This window comes from Oleiharenicola lentus, assembly GCF_004118375.1.
Taxonomy (GTDB): Bacteria; Verrucomicrobiota; Verrucomicrobiia; order Opitutales; family Opitutaceae; genus Lacunisphaera; species Lacunisphaera lenta.
The window spans coordinates 271175-288106 of the sequence record NZ_SDHX01000002.1 but is presented as its reverse complement, the minus strand read 5'-3'; the positions used below and the strand labels follow the sequence as shown (position 1 = coordinate 288106).

The following is a 16932-nucleotide window of genomic DNA, read 5'->3' as shown; positions in this document are numbered from 1 at the left end:
AACGCGCCGCAAAGGGGAAAGGAACATACAGACAACCGCACTTTTCTTACGCGGCGGGACCGGCAATCACTCCGGCCCCGCGCGGACTAGCGTGGAACTCCTTACTGGAGGAGGCGGAGCGCGGTCTGCGCGCTCTGGTTGGCCTGGGCGAGCATCGCCGTGCCGGACTGGACGAGGACGTTCCAGCGGGCGAGCTGCGTGCTCTCCGAGGCGACATCGACGTCGATGATGCGGGAGTTGGCGGCCTCGAGGTTGGCCTTGTTGACCGTGAGGACCTCGGCGGCGAAGCCCAGGCGGCTCTGCTCGGCGCCGTTCTCGGCGCGATAGGTCGCGACCGCCTGCAGGGCGGAAGTGATGTCGGTGAGGGTGATGTCGGCCAGCGAGGCGACGCCGCTGTCGATCAGGTTGCCCACGCCACCGGAGGTGGACGCGAGGTCCTTGTCCGCGATGTCCACGGTCGAAGTGCCGTCCTCGGAAACCGGGACGGAGAGACCGCTGGTGCCGAAGAGGGCCACGCTGTTGAAAGTCTCGTCGGTGAGGGACTCGAGCTCCTCCTGGAGGGCGATGAACTCGGAGTCGTAGTTGGCGAGGTCGTCGCTGTTCTTGGTGGGGTCGCTGTAGAGCGTGAGCAGTTCGCCCATGCGCTCGAGCACCTTGCCGGTGACCTTCAGCACGCCGTCCTGCGACTGCAGGAACGACACGGAGTTGCTGATATTGGTCGCGGCGGCGCCGGAACGCTTGGCGGCGGCGGACAGCTTCATGGACACGGCGAGGCCACCGGCATCGTCGGCGGGGTTCACGATTTTCGAGCCGCTCGACAGGCGGTTCATGCTGCGCTGCAGCATGGCGTTCGAGGAGGCGAGGTTGTTCGACGCGACGGTCGCGGCGAAGTTGGTGTTGATGACGACTGACATGGTATCTTCCTTGATTTTTGATTTGCGACGTCCGTGTCGCATTCGGCTCTTGAGTAGCGGCTCCTGAGCGGTCCGGCCTTGGTTCTGATTCGCGGCACGCCAGATAACGGCGCGGTTCCGGAAAATATTTAGAAACTTGGCACGGAATTATTTTTTCGGGCTGGGTTTCGCTTGGGCGACTCAACCCCGCCTTTCACTCGGGAAAAGGGTGGGGCGGGCCCCCGCGGAAACCCCGCAAAAAAATCTTTCGCCGGCTAAACTTTCCCCCTGCACGGCCGATGAAGGTGTGGGGCAGTGTCCCCACTACCTCCCACACCCACCATGGCCGGCTTACAACTCTCAGGACTCGCCTCCGGTCTCGACTGGAAAACGCTCGTTGACCAGTTGATGGAGATCGAGCGCGCACCCATCAGCCGCATGGAGCGGGAGCAGCTCACCAACACGCAGCGGTCAAACGCTTTGCGCGACCTCGGCACGAAGCTGTCCTCGCTGCAGTCTGCTGCCGGCACCCTGAAGGACCAGACGCTTTTCTCCGGCCGCACTGCCACTTCTGCCACCACGGCCTCGACTTGGAAGCTCTCGCCCTCGGCCGGGGCCACCGCCGGCACCTACGCGATTTCGGTTTCCCAACTGGCCACCCGCGCCCGGCGCGACGGCGCGGCCGACATCACCCAGGGCATCGCGACGACCAGCGACGTTTCCGGGGTCACTCTCGCCACCATGCGCACGGCCGGGACCGTTACGGCGGGCGCCTTCACCGTGAACGGCGCGAAGGTCACGGTGGCGACCACCGATTCCCTCCAGAGTGTTTTCGACGCAATCAGCACCGCCACGGGCGGTGACGTGACCGCCACCTACGATGCGGTGACCGACCGGATCACCCTCGACAGTGCCTCCGATGCCGAGATCGTCCTCGGCGCCTCGAACGACACCAGCAACTTTCTCCAGGTCCTCAAGCTGGCCAACAACACCACCGGCACGGTGACCAGCTACGGCAGCCTGGGCTCGACCCGCACGGGCAACACCCTCGCGAACGCCGGCCTCAAGACCGCCGTCACCGCCGTGGACGGCACCGGCGCGGGCAGCTTCGTCATCAACGGCGTCACGATCGACTACAACGTCAACAACGACAGTCTCAGCACGTTGATGAAGCGCATCAACGCCTCCGGTGCGGGCGTCACCGCCAGCTACGATGCGGTGAACGACCGCGTTTCCCTCGCCAACAACGCCACGGGCGATCTCGGCATCTCGATCAGCGAGTCCGCCGGCGGCCTTCTGGGCGCCCTGGGGCTTACCAGCGGCCACACCTCGGTGCGGGGCGAGAACGCCGAGTTCTCCGTGGACGGCGGCCCTACGCTCATCAGCACCAGCAACACGCTCGACGCCACGGCCCACGGCATCACCGGGCTCTCCGTCACGGTGGACTCCGAGACCGCGCAGACCATCACCGTCGCGGCCGACACCGAGAAGATGCGGGGCAAGATCGACGAGTTCCTCACCGCCTACAACGCCGTCATCACCTTCATCGACGAGAAGACCAAGGTCACCTCCGGCAAGGACAGCGTCTCCGCCGCCGTGCTCGCCAGCAACCGCGACGTGCAGAACTGGAGCCGCGAGCTGCGCACGCTCGCCTTCGGGGCGATCAGCGGGCTCACGGGCACGATCGACCGCCTTGATGACCTAGGCATCGATCTGAACCGCGAGGGCATCATGGCGGTCAAGGATTCGGAGAAGCTCGACGCGGCGCTGGCCAACAGCTCTTCCGACGTGGAGGAGTTTTTCACCGCCGCGACCACCGGTTTCGCGGCCAAGTTCGACACGCGGCTCGAGGCGCTCATCGAATCCGGGGAAGGCGTGCAAGACCGCCTGGGTGACTCCAACAGCGACCTTGACCGGCAGATCGCCGACCTTGAGCGCCGGCTGGTTCAGCAGCGCGAAGTGCTGACCTCCAGCTTTATCGCGATGGAAACCGCCCAGTCGCAGATCCAACAGCAGAGCGCGGCGCTGGCCCGGGCTTTCGGCGCGTCGTCCACCTCCGCCTGATGAAACTCCGCCCTATTTATCACGTCGTGTCCGGTCTGTGGCTCGGTGTCTTCCTGGCCGGCTGCCATACGGTGCCGGCGGTGCTGGAGGACGCCGGAATTGGCCAGACCACTCCCTACGTTCCGGCCAATTACCGGGGCGAAACCCGCCTGCCCGACGATGTGCAGCGGGTGGCCCTGCTGCCGATCCATGGAGACGCGGTAATGTCCGTCGAGACGGCCACCTCGCTCGATGCCGTCCTGTTGAAGGCCTTGCAGGCACAAACCCGTTTTGAAGTGGTGGTGCTCTCCCGGGCGGAATGTCAGCGCTTGTTTGGCGCCGATGATTTTTCCTCCGTCTCTGCACTCCCGCACGGTTTTCTGGAAGCCATCGCGAACCGGTATGCGGTGGACTCGGTCCTCTTCACCGACGTCACCGTTTTCCAAGCCTATCGTCCGCTCACGCTCGGTTTTCGGAGCAAGCTCGCCCGGGTGCGCGATGTGCAGCTCCTATGGGCCTTTGACGAGATCTTCTCGGCTGATGACCCCAAAATGCGTTTCAGCGCGCAGCAATATTATCGTACCGGTGACCGCTCTGCCCCTTCCAACCCGCTGCCCACGGCCCTGCAAAGCCCTTCGCGTTTTGGCGCCGTGGCCGCGGACCTGATGTTCCGGACCCTGCCCCCGCGCTAAGTCCCTCTGGCATCTGTAAAAGCATTACACCGTGTTTACGCGATTCCCCTAAAGTCAGTAGCCTGCATGACGATGTTAACCCTGTCACTCAACGGCGTTCCCTGTAACAACAGTCAGAGGCTGACCGTGTTCATCACAACGAAAGCCCATGATTAATTCTACGTCCTCCTCCGATCGAGTCCTGCGCCCCGAGGCGCCGGTGCTCCATGCCAAATCGCCGGCTCCCGCCGGCCCGGGTGCAGACCGATTCTCCCCCGAGCATACCGCCGCCCTCAAGGGCGCGCTCGCTCAACAGCCGGCGGTCCGCCCCGAAGTGGTGGCCCGCGGCCGCGAACTCGCCGCCGATCCCTCCTATCCCTCCCCGGAGATTCTCCGCAAGGTAGGTGAGGCGATCCTGCGTTCGCCCGACCTGAGCGAACAAGCCGACTGAGCCTCCCCCAGGCCATGTATGCCCAGAATTACGCGCGGACCTACCGCGCCAATTCGATTCTCACCGCGAGTCCCGGTCAGTTGGTGCTGCTGCTTTTCGATGCCGCGCTGAACTCCCTGGCCATCGCGCGTAAGGCTTGCGACGAGTCGGTCACCGACCCGCGCAAGCTGGAAGTGGTCCACTCCCAGCTGGTGAAGGCCCAGAAGATCATCGCCGAGCTGCAAGGCACCCTCAACCTGGAGGCCGGCGGCGAATTCGCCCGCACCATGTATCGGCTCTACGATTATTACGACCGCCGCCTGCTGGAGGCCAATCTCAAGAAGGAGTCGGCCCCGATCGCCGAGGTCGAGCGCCTCCTTGGTGAGGTCCGCAATGCCTGGTCGGAAATGCTCCGCCAGCAGGAAGGCACCGCCCCGCAGGCCGCCCTGCACCACGTGGCCTGAGCCCGACCCATGGAATCCTCCTTCCAGAAGGCCAACCGCCTGCTTGTCGCGCTCGATGAGCTCGTGCAGGAGGAAATCACCCTTATTCGAACGATGGATTTCGTCGAGGCCGTCGCCGTGCGGGAACGCTCGGCGCCCTTGGTGGACTTGCTTTGCACGCTGGCCGACGATCCTTTCGTGGCCGGGCTCCAACCCCGCGTGCAGGCGCTCTTGGACCGCTGGAGTCAGAACCATCATTTCCTCGAGACCCAGCTTACTCGGCTCCAGGCCGAGTTGGACCGGGTCACCGAGGCTCGCCGTCGTCTCCGCCGCGTTGTGCCGGCTTATATCCGTCCGCAACCAGTGACGGAATCCCGGCTGAATACCGCCGCCTGAGGCGGGAAGGTTGCCCAAGTCCTGCCGGGGTCTTCCGCGTTCCGTGCGGCATCGGCCCGAAGCCAAAATCGAACAGGATGGGTGAGGGGACTTCCCACGCGGATCCGATTCTTTCACCGGTTCACCGGCGAAAAATTCTCAGACTGCGGCCTCGGCCAGCAACGGCGCTTCGCCTGCCACCACCGGGGCCGCGGGCGCTCCGGCCATCCACTGGGCGGCCATGCGGCGGGCCTCGCTTTTCCAATCGCATCCCGGCTTGGAGAATACTGCTTGGATCAGGGTGGCGTCGGAGCCGGCCCAGGTCAGGTGGGCCTTGATGCAGGCGGTGCCGTCGGCCAGGTTGTAGCTCTGCAGCAGCACGGCCCCGCGCGGTTTGAGCGACTTGTCGGGCATGCACACGACCAGCTGCAACCGTGCCAGCCCGGTGTGGTAGTTCACGCTGCGGCTGGGTTGCCAGGTGCCTTCATCGGGCGAGGGATCGTCGGCGAGCAAGGCGCGTTCGAAGTCGGCGAGGAAGGAAAGCATGCGGCTCTGGATGTTCACGTTTTGGCCGGGGGGTGAATGCTCCCGGCACCCGCAGGCATCGGCATGCGTCGGCAGAACTTGAGCAAAATATTCCGAAATCCGGGAGAATAGTCATTGAACCATCCGGACTGGTGACTAACTCTAGCAAGTCCCCGACGCCGAACCTCATGCCATTAGAGAAAGTCCTCATCGTGGAAGACGAGCCCGTGGTGCGCAGCCTCCTTCAGGAGATCTTCACCCGCCGTAAATTCACCGTTACCTTGGCCGAAAGTCTGGCCCAGGCCGAGGCGGCTACGTTGAAGGAATCGTTCGACCTCGTGATGCTTGATATCCGTCTGCCGGATGGTGATGGGCATAATTTTCTCGAACGCCTGGCCACGTTGCCTGAACACCCGCTGGTGGTGATGGTTACGGGTTATGGCACCATTGAGTCCGCCGTGGCCTGCATGCGCGCCGGCGCCTTCGACTATCTGGTGAAGCCGTTCCGGCCCTCGCAGATCGACATCCTCATCAAGCGCGGCCAGTCCTTCCGTCAGTTGGAGCAGGTCAACCAGCTTCTCAGTGATGATCAGGAGGATGCCCTGTTGGTCGGCAAAAGCCCCGTCATGTCGCGCCTGCGCCAGCTCATCGAGCGGGTGGCGCCGACCGACGCCACGGTGCTCATCACCGGCGAAAACGGCACCGGCAAGGAGATGGTCGCCCGCGAGCTCTACCGCCGCAGCCCCCGCCGGCAGCAGCCCTTCATCAAGGTCAATTGCGCCGCGATCTCCGAGAACCTGATCGAGAGCGAGTTTTTCGGTCACGAGAAAGGCGCCTTCACCGGCGCCACCGACCGCCGCGCGGGCCGCTTCGAGCTGGCCAACCAGGGCACCCTCCTCCTCGACGAGGTCAGCGAAATCCCCGGTTCGCTCCAGGCCAAGCTCCTGCGCGTGCTCCAGGAGCGCGAATTCGAGCGCGTGGGCGGCACCCGCACCATCAAGGTCAACGTGCGCATCATCGCGACGTCCAATCGCGACATGCTCGCCTACATCGAAAAGGGCTCGTTCCGGCAGGATCTCTATTACCGGCTCAACGTCTTTCCGGTCCATGTGCCGCCCCTGCGCGAACGCCCCGAGGACATCATGATGCTCGCGCAGCACTTCCTCGCGCGTTGCAGCCGCCGCTTCGGCACCAAGGTCACCGGCTTTTCCTCCTCGGCCGAGGCCGCCATGCTGGCCTACCGCTGGCCGGGCAACGTGCGCGAGCTCCAGAATACCATCGAGCGCGCCGTCATTCTCACCGAGCCCAACCGCCCGGTGTCGTCGGCGGCCCTGGGTCTGCCGTCGGGCCAGATTGGCGCCGGTGAATCGCTGCTGACGGCCGCCCCCTTTGATTTCGAGCAGCCTGAGCCTGTCATGGCGGAATCGGCCGGCGCGACCAATGGAAATGCTGACAATGGACAGGTCGTGGTCCGGCCCATCGCCGAAATGGAGAAGCAGGCCATCAAAGCAGCCCTCCAGCAGACCGGCGGCAACCGAACCAAGGCCGCCGACCTGCTGGGCATCAGCATCCGCACGCTGCGCAACAAATTGCAGGAGTATCGCGCCGAAGGTGATCCCGATCTCGTGGGCGCCGGCGCCGAGGATGAATAAGGGTCCCTGATGGACCGGTGAAAAAGGTTTGGGATAGTTCCTAAAGTCCCGCTGGGACGGTCCGATATGCTGAGGAGCGAATTTTTCATCTCGCCCTCCCATGCCCGCCGACACCCAAGAAATTTCCGAAACCCTGATCCGTGACAACATCACCCGTGCGGTCTGCGACGTCTTCAAGACGATGCTGCAACGCACCGCCAAACTCGACCAGATGTGTGTGTCGGGTGGCCCCGATGCCTGCCCGCCGGCGCTGCGCGATGAAAACCTCGCCCAGAAGGCGCAGGTCGTCGGAACCGTAGGCTTTCTCGGCGAAATCAACGGTCTCATCTACCTCTACTTCGACGCGAACTTCGCCAAGGACTGCACCGGCCACCTGCTGGGCATGTCCGCCGACGAGGTCACCGAGGCCGGCGACGAGGTCATCAACGACGCCATCGGCGAGATCACCAACATGACCGTCGGCAGCTTCAAGAACGGGCTCTGCGACCAGGGCTACCCCTGCAAGCTCACCATCCCCTCCATCCTCCGCGGCAGCAATTTTTCCATCGAGCCCATCAGCGACTCCATCCGTTTCATCTACTCCTTCGACACCCAGGGCGAGCGGCTCGTGGCCGACATCATCCTCAAGGTCGGCGAATAAAATTTCCAACCCCTGTCTCATCCCATGCGCAACAAGATCCTGACCGTCGACGATTCCAAGACCGTCCGCATCATCGTGCGGAAAACCTTCAAGAGCTACGATTGCGAGATTCTTGAGGCCGCCAACGGTGTGGAAGGCCTGGCCCTCGCAGCCAAGTCCATGCCCGACCTTATCCTTCTCGATGTGACCATGCCCGTCATGGACGGCGTCGAGATGCTCACCAAGCTCAAGTCCGATCCCCAACTCAAGGGCATCCCCGTGATGATGCTCACCGCCGAGGGTGGCCGTGACCACGTGCTCAAGATCGCCAAGATCGGTGTGCGCGACTACATCGTGAAGCCCTTCGAGGAGGACGTCCTCGTCGAAAAGGCCGGTCGCATCATCGACCTCAAGCCGCTCGTGGACGGTCCGGCCAAGGCCCGCTCCCTCACCGATCCCGCCACCATCCTCGTCGTCGAGGACAAGCCCGCCATCATCCAGCAGATCCAGGAGGGCCTGAAGCACACGCCGTGGAAGATTGTCGGCGCCGCCACCCAGGGCGAGGCCATCGACTACTGCTCCAAGACCCCGCCGGATCTGGTCATCGTCAGCCTTTCGCTGCCCGAGGAGTCCGCGTTCGCGCTCTTCCGTCTGCTCCGCACCAATGTGAAGACGAAATACACGCCCGTCTTCGGTCTGGTCGTCAAAACCGAGACCGGCACCCTGCAGCAGGCGCAGACCGTCGGTTTCACCACCGTCATCACGAAGCCGATCGACTGCTCCGACCTCGAGTCCCGCATCGCCAAGGCGATGAACCTCGACACGTCCACCCGCTATTTCGGCATCGAGGAAGGTTTCTTTGTCTTCAAGATGCCCGAGAACTGCACCCAGGCTGTGCTCGCGGAGATCTCCACCTATCTCAAGCCCAAGCTTACCGAGGCGGTGGATGCCGGCCACAACCGTGCCATCATCAACGTCTCGGCGCTCAAGACCCTGCACATGGGCGTCATCAAGCAGCTCGTCCAGGCCATGCAGCTCTGCCGCGACGCCAGCGTGAACTACGTGCTCGTCGGCAATGCCCAGCTCGTCAGCGAGTGCAAGGGCTTCGAGGAAACCCGCACCTGGAGCTTCTTCGAGACGATGGACGAGGCGCGCGCCAGCTTCGGCAAGGCGGCCCCCGCCGCGCCGGCCTTGGCAACCGCCTGAGGTCGCCATCCGCAGTCAAAATCTTCACGGCGCCCCTCACCGGGCGCCGTTTTGTTTTTGGTCCCATTCGCGCCCCAGACCCTCAGGGGCATGAAGGCGCAGCGCCCTGCGGGGCGTATGCTTCACCTCTCTACGCGCCGTCTGAGCTTACGGCTGCAGGCAGCGGTCCATGGCGCTGATCAGATCCTCGGCCGACGGCGGCTTGTTCAGGATTTCCCGCACGCCGATCTGGCGGAGCTGGTCCAGCTTGGCGGGTTCGATGAATCCGGACAACAGCAGCACGGGCATGCCGGGTTTGCGGGCGATCACCTGCCGGGCGAGCTCGTCACCGGGCAGACCGGGCATCGCGAGATCGGTCACGAGCAGGTCAAAATCATTGGCGTAAAACAGGGCGATCGCCTGCAGCGGATCGCTGCAGTAGGTGACCCGGTAGCCGAATTTTTCCGCCAGGCGACTGATCACGGTGCCGCTCATCGGCTCGTCATCCACGACGAGGACCGACTGACCCTGTCCGCGGGGGAGTTCGGCCGGGGTGGTGGCGGATTCCTCGGGACTGGTCGGGGTCGGCAGGGCGGGGAAGTAGAGGTCGAAGGTAGTGCCTTGGCCCGGGGTGCTTTGCAGATGAATGGCGCCCTCGTGGCTCTGCACGATGCTGTGGACGACGGCGAGGCCGAGTCCGGTGCCCTTGCCGGCCTCCTTGGTGGTGAAGAAGGGTTCGAAAATGCGCTCGATGGTGGCCGCGCTCATGCCCTTGCCGTTGTCGCGCACGCTGAGCCGCACATGCGGGCCGGGTTGGAGCGGTCCATGTTCCTGGGCAAAGCGTGTGTCCACGTCGCAGCTCAGCAGCCGGACCTCGATGCATCCGCCGGTCTCCGGCAGCGCATGCCAGGCATTGGTGCAGAGGTTCAGAATGACCTGGTGGATTTCGGTGGGATCGGCCAGGACCGGCGGGCAGGCCGGGTCAATTTCGCATTCCAACCGCACCATTGCGGGCAGCGTGGAGCGGAGCAGGGCCACCGATTCCTGCGTGACCAGTTGCAGGCGCACCGGCCCGCGCATGCTCTCGGTCTTGCGGCTGAAGGTGAGAATCTGCTGCACCAGGCCCTTGGCGCGTTCACCGGATTTCAGGATGCCGTCAACCCAATGGGCGGCGGGATGGTCCGGGGCCAGGTCGGCCTGACAGAGGTGGGCGAAGCCAAGGATTCCTGTAAGGATGTTGTTGAAGTCATGGGCGATGCCGCCGGCCAGCGTGCCGAGAGATTCCAGTTTCTGCGCCTGCCGGAGTTTGGCCTCGCTCTGGCGCAACGCCGACTCGGCCTCCTTCTGCGCGGAGATGTCGATGACGAAACTGAGCAGGTAGGGGTCACCGCCGAGTGACACGACGTTGGCGTTGTAAATCACCTGGAGCGGGCGGCCGTCCTTCGCGCGCATCTGGGTGTGATGCCCGTGGACCGAGCCCTCTTTTTGCAGCCGCTCCACAATTCTGGGCCTTTCCTGGGGATCGGCCCAGATGCCGAGTTCCATCGTCGTCCGCCCGAGGACTTCTTCCCTTGCATAGCCGAAGGTCACCGAGGCGGCCTTGTTCACCTCGCGTATTTCTCCGCCGGCGGCCGACATCAGGATGATGGGAATCGGGCTTTCATTGAAAACCGTGCGGAAGCGGGCCTCGCTTTCGCGCACATCGCGCATGCGGTTTTCGGCGACCCGCAGGGAGTCCTCATAGATGTCGGCGTTATGGATCACCAGCGCCGCGAGTTGGGCCAGCAAGCGGCCCTTTTCACGCTCCTCCTCGTTGAAGGTGTGACCGGCTTGGTCCCGCATGCAGGCCAGTACGCCGAGGCAACGCGTCCCGTGTAGGATCGGATAGATGGCAACGGCTTGGAAGCCGGCCGCACGGTAGATGGCCGAGCCCTCGGCCACCGAGCCGTAGTCTTCCACAATGACGGATTCGTGGGAGTCGATGGCCCGCCAGGAGAGCATGGCTTCGCGCCGGCCGGCCCGGGCACCGCCCTTGGTGCGGACATCTCCGCCGTAGGCTTGGGTCACAAGTTCGTCGCCCTCGATCAGGGCGACCTCCACCTGGGTCACGATCAAGAGTTGGGCGGCGCGCCCGGCGAGAGCCTCAAGGATCTCGGCCTTCGCCCGGCGTTGCAGCAGCGCAACGGTGGTCTGGTTTAGTGCGTTAAGAAACTGCACCTGGCGGGAGGCGGCGAGTTCGGTGGTCTTGCGCTGCGTGATGTCGATGTTGGTGCCGATCATCCGCGTGGCGCGGCCGCCGGCGTCGCGGTTGGTCGCGCGGCCACGGCTGTGCACCCACATCCACTGCCCCTGCTGGTCCAGCACGCGGTATTCCTGGCTGTATTCCGGGGCGCGGCCGGTCACGCAGTTCAGGGTGGCTCGCCAGGCCCGGTGCCGGTCCTCCGGGTGCAGCTTGGCGATCAGGTCTTTTATGCCGGTTACCGTGGAATTGGCGGGCCCGCCGCGCATCCGCGACCAGTTGGCGTCGAGGGTCACCTGGCCGGTTGTCAGATCATAGTCCCAGATGCAGGTCAGCGTGGCATCGAGCGCGAGGATCAGCGCCTCGTCGCGCCGATGCTGGCCGGTCACCCCCGGCTGGGAGTGCGTTCGGCTGGGGTCGGCGGGTTGATTCATGGGGCGCTAAAACAAAGCCCCGGCGCGACGCGGAGGCGCGTCGTCGCTCAGGGCCGGTCGCCGGAAGAGGCGGGTAAACTCAGCTCGCGGCTTGGGCGATCTGCTGGACCGCGTCGGGTGCAACCACCCGGTCGATGTCGAGCAGGGTCTTGACCTGGCCCTTCACCTTCGCGAGGCCGAGCAGGTAGGAAGTGTCGATCACGCAGCCGAATTCCGGCGTGGGCTCGATCTCCTGGTCGGTGAGGGTCACGACCTCCTCGACGCAGTCCACGATCAGGCCCATCTGGACGTGCTGGCCGCTGGCGGGGCGGACCTGCACCACGACGATGCAGGTGCGCTCGGTGAAGCCGGCCTCGAGGCCGAACTTCACGCGCAGGTCCACCACCGGGATCACGCGGCCGCGCAGGTTGATGACGCCCTTGACGTAGGGCGGCAGCTGCGGGACCGGGGTGATCTTCAGCATGCGGATGATTTCACGGACCTTGAGGACGGCTATGCCGTAAGCCTCGTTGGCCAGTCCGACGGTGAGATATTTGCCGGCGAGACGCACGGCGGTGGAAACAGGGGCGGTCGTAGTGCTCATTGAATGGGATGACGGGCAATCGGCCCGCATGCAGGAATATCGGCGCTCCTTGGATCCAATTGAGCGGAATTTGGCCCGAAAGACCGGAATTTACCTTAAGCCCGCCGCCTGAACCGCCGATATGCAGGGCCTAAACACACCCCTCGGTTCAATGCCAAAGTCTCCCGAAAAATACGCGGCGCTGGAAAACGCCGTCAACCGCCTGGCCTCCGAGTCGATGCTCGCCACCGTCGGCCGCGACGACGGCCTCGTGCCGGCCTACAGCCTTGCTGGCGAACTCTGCGAACTGTGCCAGGGCGTTCCCGCCCTGCACGCGCCGCTCGCCAGCCTGCTGGCCGCGCTCGACAAGAGCCTCGACACCGCCCAGCCGTTCACCGAGGCGCTGCTGCGCCAGCTGCGTTCCACCGTTGAGTGGCTCGGCCCCGCCATCGAGGCCGTCCGCAACGATGCCCCGGTGCCCGTTCTGCCGGGTGCCGCTCCGGCCGCCGCTGCCTCCGGCCCGGCTCCGGCCGCGACCACCGCGAAGGAAAAGAGCGACGTGCTCATGACTTTCGACATCGAGGAGAATCGCGAGCTGCTGCACGAGTTCCACGCGGAGGTCGTGGACCACCTCCAGCAGATCGAGGCGGCCCTCCTTTCCCTCGACCAGGAACCCGACAATCCCGAGGCGCTCAATTCCATCTTCCGCTCGTTCCACACCATCAAGGGCAACGCCGGCTTCCTCGGCCTCGTGCCCATGCACACGCTCGCCCACGAGGTCGAGTCGCTGCTCGACCTGGCCCGGAACAACAAACTCAGGCTTTCTTCCGTCATCATCACCGAGATCCTGCGCAGCCGTGATGCGCTGCAGGCGCTCACGCAGCAGGTCGGCGTTGCCCTCGAGAAGGGGCAGCTCCCGACCGAGATGATTCCGGTCAGCCATCTCATCCAGTCTGTCAAACGGCTAGCCGTGCCGACGGGTTCCGCCCCGGTGGCCGAGGCGCCGGCTCCGGCGCCGGTTGCCGCCCCGGTGGCTGCGGCCGCCCCCGAGACGCCCGCCGAAGCCCCGATTCCTTTCCCGTCACCCGCCCCGGCCGTCCCCGAGGCTGCGCCGGTTCCTGAGGCTGCGCCCGTTTCCACCGTTTCGGCGGCCCCGGTCACCGCGACTGCGGCCCCGGCGGCTTCCGCCGCACCCAAGAACGGCAACGCCGAGAAGTCCGTCTCGACCGGCCAGACCGTGCGCGTCAACACCGAGAAGCTCGACTCCCTCATGGATGTCGTGGGCGAACTCGTGATCGTGCAGAGCCAGATCATGGAGTCCACCCGCTCGCTCAGCATGGACGGTTCCCCGCTCCATCGCAACGTGGCCCAGCTCTCCCGCATCACCAAGGAGCTGCAGCACACCGCCATGGCGTTGCGCATGATTCCCATCAAGCCCACGTTCCAGAAGATGGAGCGGCTCGCGCGTGACCTCGCCCGCAGCTGCGTCAAGAAGGTCGTGTTCTCCACTTCCGGTGACGACACCGAGCTCGACCGCACCGTCGTCGAGGAAATCGCCGATCCGCTCGTCCACATGGTGCGCAACGCCATGGACCACGGCCTCGAGCCCGCCGAGGAGCGCGTGGCCGCCGGCAAGCCCGAGAACGGCAGCGTTCATCTCAGTGCCTACCACCAGGGCAGCAACATCGTCATCGAGCTGCGCGACGACGGTCGCGGCATCAATCCCGACAAGATCTACAAGAAGGCCGTCGAGAAGGGCGTCATCGCCCCCAACGCCTCGCTCAGCCGCGAGGAAATCTTCGCCCTCATCTTTGCCCCCGGGTTCTCCACCGCCGAGAAAGTCACCGCCGTTTCCGGCCGTGGCGTCGGCATGGACGTCGTGAAGCGGAACATCGAGAAGCTTCGCGGCAAGATCGAGATCGCGTCCGAGGTGGGCAAGGGCTCCGTCTTCAAGATCAAGCTTCCGCTCACCATGGCCATCATTGATGGCCTCGTGGTGCGCGTTGGCCAGGACCGTTTCATCCTGCCGACCACGTCGGTGCAGATGGCGCTGCGTCCGGCCCAGGAGACGATCTCCACCGTGCATGGCACCGGCGAAGTCATGGATCTGCGCGGCCGGATCCTGCCGCTGCACCGCCTGCACCGCCGCTTCAACATCCCCGCCGACGCCGAGAATCCCTGGGAGGGCATCGTCGTCATCATCGAGCACTCCGGGCGCACCTCCGCCCTGCTGGTGGACGAGATGATCAGCAAGCAGGAGGTTGTGATCAAGAACCTCGGCGCCTTCATGCAGGGCCTGCCGGGGGTCGCGGGCGGCGCCATCCTCGGCGACGGCAACATTGCCCTCATCCTCGATCCTGCCTCTATCCTCCAAGCCGCCTGAGCGGCAAATCCCGATGCCCGCCAACCTGCCTCCGACTCTCGACAAGGTTTGTGACGCCGCCCTGAAGCTGCCCTGCGCGCCCTCGTTGCTGCCCAAGCTCGCGCTGGCGCTGCAGAGCGACGACAGCTCCTCGGCCGACATTGAGCGCCTGATCTCGCTCGACGCGTCGTTGGCCGCCTCGACCCTGCGTCTGGCCAACTCGGCCGCCATGGGTGGGGGCAAGGTCACCACGGTGGAGGAGGCGGTGTTCCGTCTCGGCGCCAAGGAAATCTACCGCCTGGCCGCTCTCGCGCTGGTGGGCCGCTGGGAGTCGGGCGCAGGCAAGGGTCTGCGCTGGTCGCCCGGTGATTTCAGCCGCCATGCGCTCATCACCGCCATCGCGGCGGAGATGCTCGCCGCCACCACCGAGCGCCTCGATCCCCAACTCGCCTACACGTCCGGTCTCGTCAGCGACGTGGGCAAGCTCGCGCTGGCGCACAGCTGTGCCGACTTTTATCCCGCGGTGCGTGTCTGCGCCGAGCAGACCCGCTGCACCTGGGAGCAGGCCGAGCGCACGGTGCTCGGTTACCACCACGCCGATGCGAGCATCCGGTTGCTCAATGCCTGGAATTTTCCGTCGCTCTTTGTCCTCGCGGTGGAGCATCAGTTCGCCCCGGCCAGCGCGCCGGTCGCGGCACTCCCGTTGCTGGCCCACCTGCACGCCGCCAAATATCTGGCCACGTCGATGGGACCGGGCGTGATGGAGGAGGGGTTCATGGGCGTGATCCATGGTGCGTTCCTCAAGGAGTGGGGCTTCACCCCCGAGATGCTCGAAGCCACCATGCCGATCGTGCTGGAAAAGGCCTCGGCCCGTCTCGGCGAACGCCTCCACGAAGGCTCGATTTCGCTGTAAGGGGTAGGGTGGGCAGCGACCACCCGGGTTTGTGCATTTACTGGAGGCGGGGCGCCCCCGCCCCGGTGGAATTCAGCGGTCGATTTCGTGCAAACGTCCTTTCCAGGGCCAATCCTCAGGCTGCTTGCACAATTCCTTTCGCACCGGATTTAGCGCGACGTAATCCCACTTCTCGCGATAGTTGTCCTGCGAGCGCAGATAGCGGTCGAAATAGTCTGCCTGTCACAGTGCGCCGGTGAGGCGGAGCACCGGTTTCAGCCGTCGAGAGCTGAGTGATTTCCAAGCTCCGATCCAGGTGGCTAGAGGATTGGCGTCGTGGGCACCCTTGGCGAAGAGGTGCACATGGTCAGACATCAGCAGATAGTCGCCGACCATCCAGCCGTCGATTTCCGCGGATCGGCGCCAGATCTCGGTCAGGGCGGCCAAGACCGGTTCGGCCGTGAGCACGCTCTGCCGCTGGTTCGCCACCACAGTGAGAAAAAACAGCAGATGACGAACAAACGGCAGCACATGGGCTAGGTGGCGATGCGGTTGCACGATGCCACACTGAAGTTCGCTTATAGGAGCGGCAACGATGACCCTAACCGCCCCGAGGGCGGGCCGGCTCCACGCTCCGCGACGGAGCGCATCCAACCTGGCCTGTGTGTTTTGGGAGCCGGGGCGTCCCCGCCCCGGTGCGATTCGCTTCCCCGGCCTCAGGCCAGGCTGATGTTCAGCTTTCCGAGGGGGCTGATCAGGTTCACGTTGCCCGTGTTCAGCTCGAGGTGGACGGTGCGGTTCACCGAGCCGCCCGTCTCGGTCTTGATCACGTTCAGGCGGTTTTGGTTGATGAAATCCAAGGTGGCCCGGGTGTTGCGTTCGCCGATCTTGAAAGGGTCCTGGCCCGAGAGCACGCTGGCCCCTCCGGCCACAAACAGCTTCAGGCGGGCCCGCTCGGCCTTGAGGCCGACCAGGCCCTTGAAAAACAGCGGCAGGCCGGTGTCGGCAAACATCGCGGGCTGGGTCTGGGCCTTCTGCGGTGAAACGGAGGCTTCCGGCAGCATCAGGTGCAGGATACCACCGCATTTGGCTCCGGGATCGTAGGCAATCACCCCGATGCAGGAGCCCAGCGCATAGGTGCTGAGCATCGTGCCGGTGTTGTTCGAGACGGCCATGTCACCCACGCCGACGACAACGCGTTGCGCGAACAGGGAGGAAAGGGAGGAAATGGTCGGGGCGCCGCTCATGGTTGGCACGCCCGCGCGTCCTGCGCGCTGGCCTTGGCAGGGGATTGGAGTGGGGGAGACATCGAAATGCGGCGCTTGCGCCGGCACTCCCTCAGTCGTCGCGCCGGCGCCGAACTTTAGGGCAACGCATGCGGAGTGTGGATGTTTTGTGACTGGAAACAGCAAACCGGCCGGCCCATTGGTAAAATTCAACCCGGGGTTAGCCGGGGGCAGGTTGCCTCAGGGTGCAGGTTTCCGCCGCCGGTTTAACTTCCGGTTCCCGCTAAAGCCGAAGCCGTTCAAGCCGATAGCACGGGTATAGGTTCGGTGTGTGTGAGGAAGGCCCGCCATGCATGGCGGGCTTTCCTTTTTTGGCGCACC

16 protein-coding genes are annotated in these 16932 nt (G+C 64.7%); 10 read left to right on the top strand and 6 right to left on the bottom strand.

Annotated features, from left to right (window positions below; translation table 11 throughout):
- Positions 1 to 101: 101 nt before the first annotated feature.
- On the bottom strand, positions 102 to 914 hold the full coding sequence (locus tag ESB00_RS14915; protein WP_129048592.1) for a flagellin: 813 nt from the start codon (positions 912 to 914) through the stop codon (positions 102 to 104).
- Positions 915 to 1235: 321 nt separating this feature from the next.
- Here ESB00_RS14915 and fliD point away from each other — a divergent pair, with 321 nt between their 5' ends.
- The 5 genes from fliD to ESB00_RS14890 all read left to right on the top strand — a co-directional run bounded on the left by fliD (position 1236) and on the right by ESB00_RS14890 (position 4876).
- Positions 1236 to 2957 (top strand): flagellar filament capping protein FliD, encoded by a 1722-nt coding sequence (gene fliD, locus ESB00_RS20130; protein WP_129048591.1) that lies wholly within the window; start codon positions 1236 to 1238, stop codon positions 2955 to 2957.
- Positions 2957 to 3628: a hypothetical protein gene (locus ESB00_RS14905; RefSeq protein ID WP_129048590.1), complete on the top strand. Its 672-nt coding sequence runs from the start codon at positions 2957 to 2959 to the stop codon at positions 3626 to 3628. The genes fliD and ESB00_RS14905 overlap by 1 nt, the downstream gene beginning before the upstream one ends.
- A gap of 148 nt (positions 3629 to 3776) precedes the next feature.
- A complete protein-coding gene (locus ESB00_RS14900; RefSeq protein WP_129048589.1) occupies positions 3777 to 4058 on the top strand; it encodes a hypothetical protein in 282 nt (93 codons plus the stop codon).
- A 14-nt stretch (positions 4059 to 4072) separates the two neighbouring features.
- Positions 4073 to 4501, top strand: coding sequence for a flagellar export chaperone FliS (gene fliS, locus ESB00_RS14895; protein ID WP_129048588.1), 429 nt, complete (start codon positions 4073 to 4075; stop codon positions 4499 to 4501).
- Positions 4502 to 4510: 9 nt separating this feature from the next.
- The gene (locus ESB00_RS14890) at positions 4511 to 4876 is read left to right on the top strand and encodes a hypothetical protein (RefSeq protein ID WP_129048587.1); all 366 of its coding nucleotides are present in this window, start codon (positions 4511 to 4513) and stop codon (positions 4874 to 4876) included.
- Between the two features lie 138 nt (positions 4877 to 5014).
- Here the strand turns inward: ESB00_RS14890 and ESB00_RS14885 are convergent, their stop codons facing one another.
- Positions 5015 to 5401, bottom strand: coding sequence for a hypothetical protein (locus tag ESB00_RS14885; RefSeq protein WP_129048586.1), 387 nt, complete (start codon positions 5399 to 5401; stop codon positions 5015 to 5017).
- A gap of 167 nt (positions 5402 to 5568) precedes the next feature.
- Here ESB00_RS14885 and ESB00_RS14880 point away from each other — a divergent pair, with 167 nt between their 5' ends.
- From ESB00_RS14880 to ESB00_RS14870, 3 genes are all read left to right on the top strand, one after another.
- A complete protein-coding gene (locus ESB00_RS14880; RefSeq protein ID WP_129048585.1) occupies positions 5569 to 7032 on the top strand; it encodes a sigma-54-dependent transcriptional regulator in 1464 nt (487 codons plus the stop codon).
- 100 nt (positions 7033 to 7132) lie between these two features.
- A complete protein-coding gene (locus tag ESB00_RS14875) occupies positions 7133 to 7672 on the top strand; it encodes a chemotaxis protein CheX (protein WP_129048584.1) in 540 nt (179 codons plus the stop codon).
- Between the two features lie 24 nt (positions 7673 to 7696).
- Positions 7697 to 8857: a response regulator gene (locus tag ESB00_RS14870; protein ID WP_129048583.1), complete on the top strand. Its 1161-nt coding sequence runs from the start codon at positions 7697 to 7699 to the stop codon at positions 8855 to 8857.
- A 147-nt stretch (positions 8858 to 9004) separates the two neighbouring features.
- Here the strand turns inward: ESB00_RS14870 and ESB00_RS14865 are convergent, their stop codons facing one another.
- Together ESB00_RS14865 and ESB00_RS14860 are read right to left on the bottom strand one after the other, a co-directional pair.
- Positions 9005 to 11509, bottom strand: coding sequence for a PAS domain S-box protein (locus ESB00_RS14865; protein WP_129048582.1), 2505 nt, complete (start codon positions 11507 to 11509; stop codon positions 9005 to 9007).
- A gap of 79 nt (positions 11510 to 11588) precedes the next feature.
- Entirely contained in the window at positions 11589 to 12092 is a 504-nt protein-coding gene (locus tag ESB00_RS14860; protein WP_129048581.1) for a chemotaxis protein CheW, read from the bottom strand.
- A 151-nt stretch (positions 12093 to 12243) separates the two neighbouring features.
- Between ESB00_RS14860 and ESB00_RS14855 the strand changes: the two genes are divergently transcribed.
- Together ESB00_RS14855 and ESB00_RS14850 are read left to right on the top strand one after the other, a co-directional pair.
- Positions 12244 to 14454 carry a chemotaxis protein CheA gene (locus ESB00_RS14855; RefSeq protein ID WP_129048580.1) on the top strand — a complete coding sequence of 737 codons (2211 nt, stop codon included), beginning with the start codon at positions 12244 to 12246 and terminating at the stop codon, positions 14452 to 14454.
- Between the two features lie 13 nt (positions 14455 to 14467).
- Positions 14468 to 15346 carry an HDOD domain-containing protein gene (locus ESB00_RS14850; protein WP_129048579.1) on the top strand — a complete coding sequence of 293 codons (879 nt, stop codon included), beginning with the start codon at positions 14468 to 14470 and terminating at the stop codon, positions 15344 to 15346.
- A gap of 222 nt (positions 15347 to 15568) precedes the next feature.
- Here ESB00_RS14850 and ESB00_RS14845 read toward each other — a convergent pair whose 3' ends face one another.
- Together ESB00_RS14845 and ESB00_RS14840 are read right to left on the bottom strand one after the other, a co-directional pair.
- Positions 15569 to 15883: a transposase gene (locus ESB00_RS14845; RefSeq protein ID WP_164976232.1), complete on the bottom strand. Its 315-nt coding sequence runs from the start codon at positions 15881 to 15883 to the stop codon at positions 15569 to 15571.
- A gap of 158 nt (positions 15884 to 16041) precedes the next feature.
- Positions 16042 to 16572 (bottom strand): chemotaxis protein CheD, encoded by a 531-nt coding sequence (locus ESB00_RS14840; RefSeq protein WP_129048578.1) that lies wholly within the window; start codon positions 16570 to 16572, stop codon positions 16042 to 16044.
- Between the last annotated feature and the right edge of the window lie 360 nt (positions 16573 to 16932).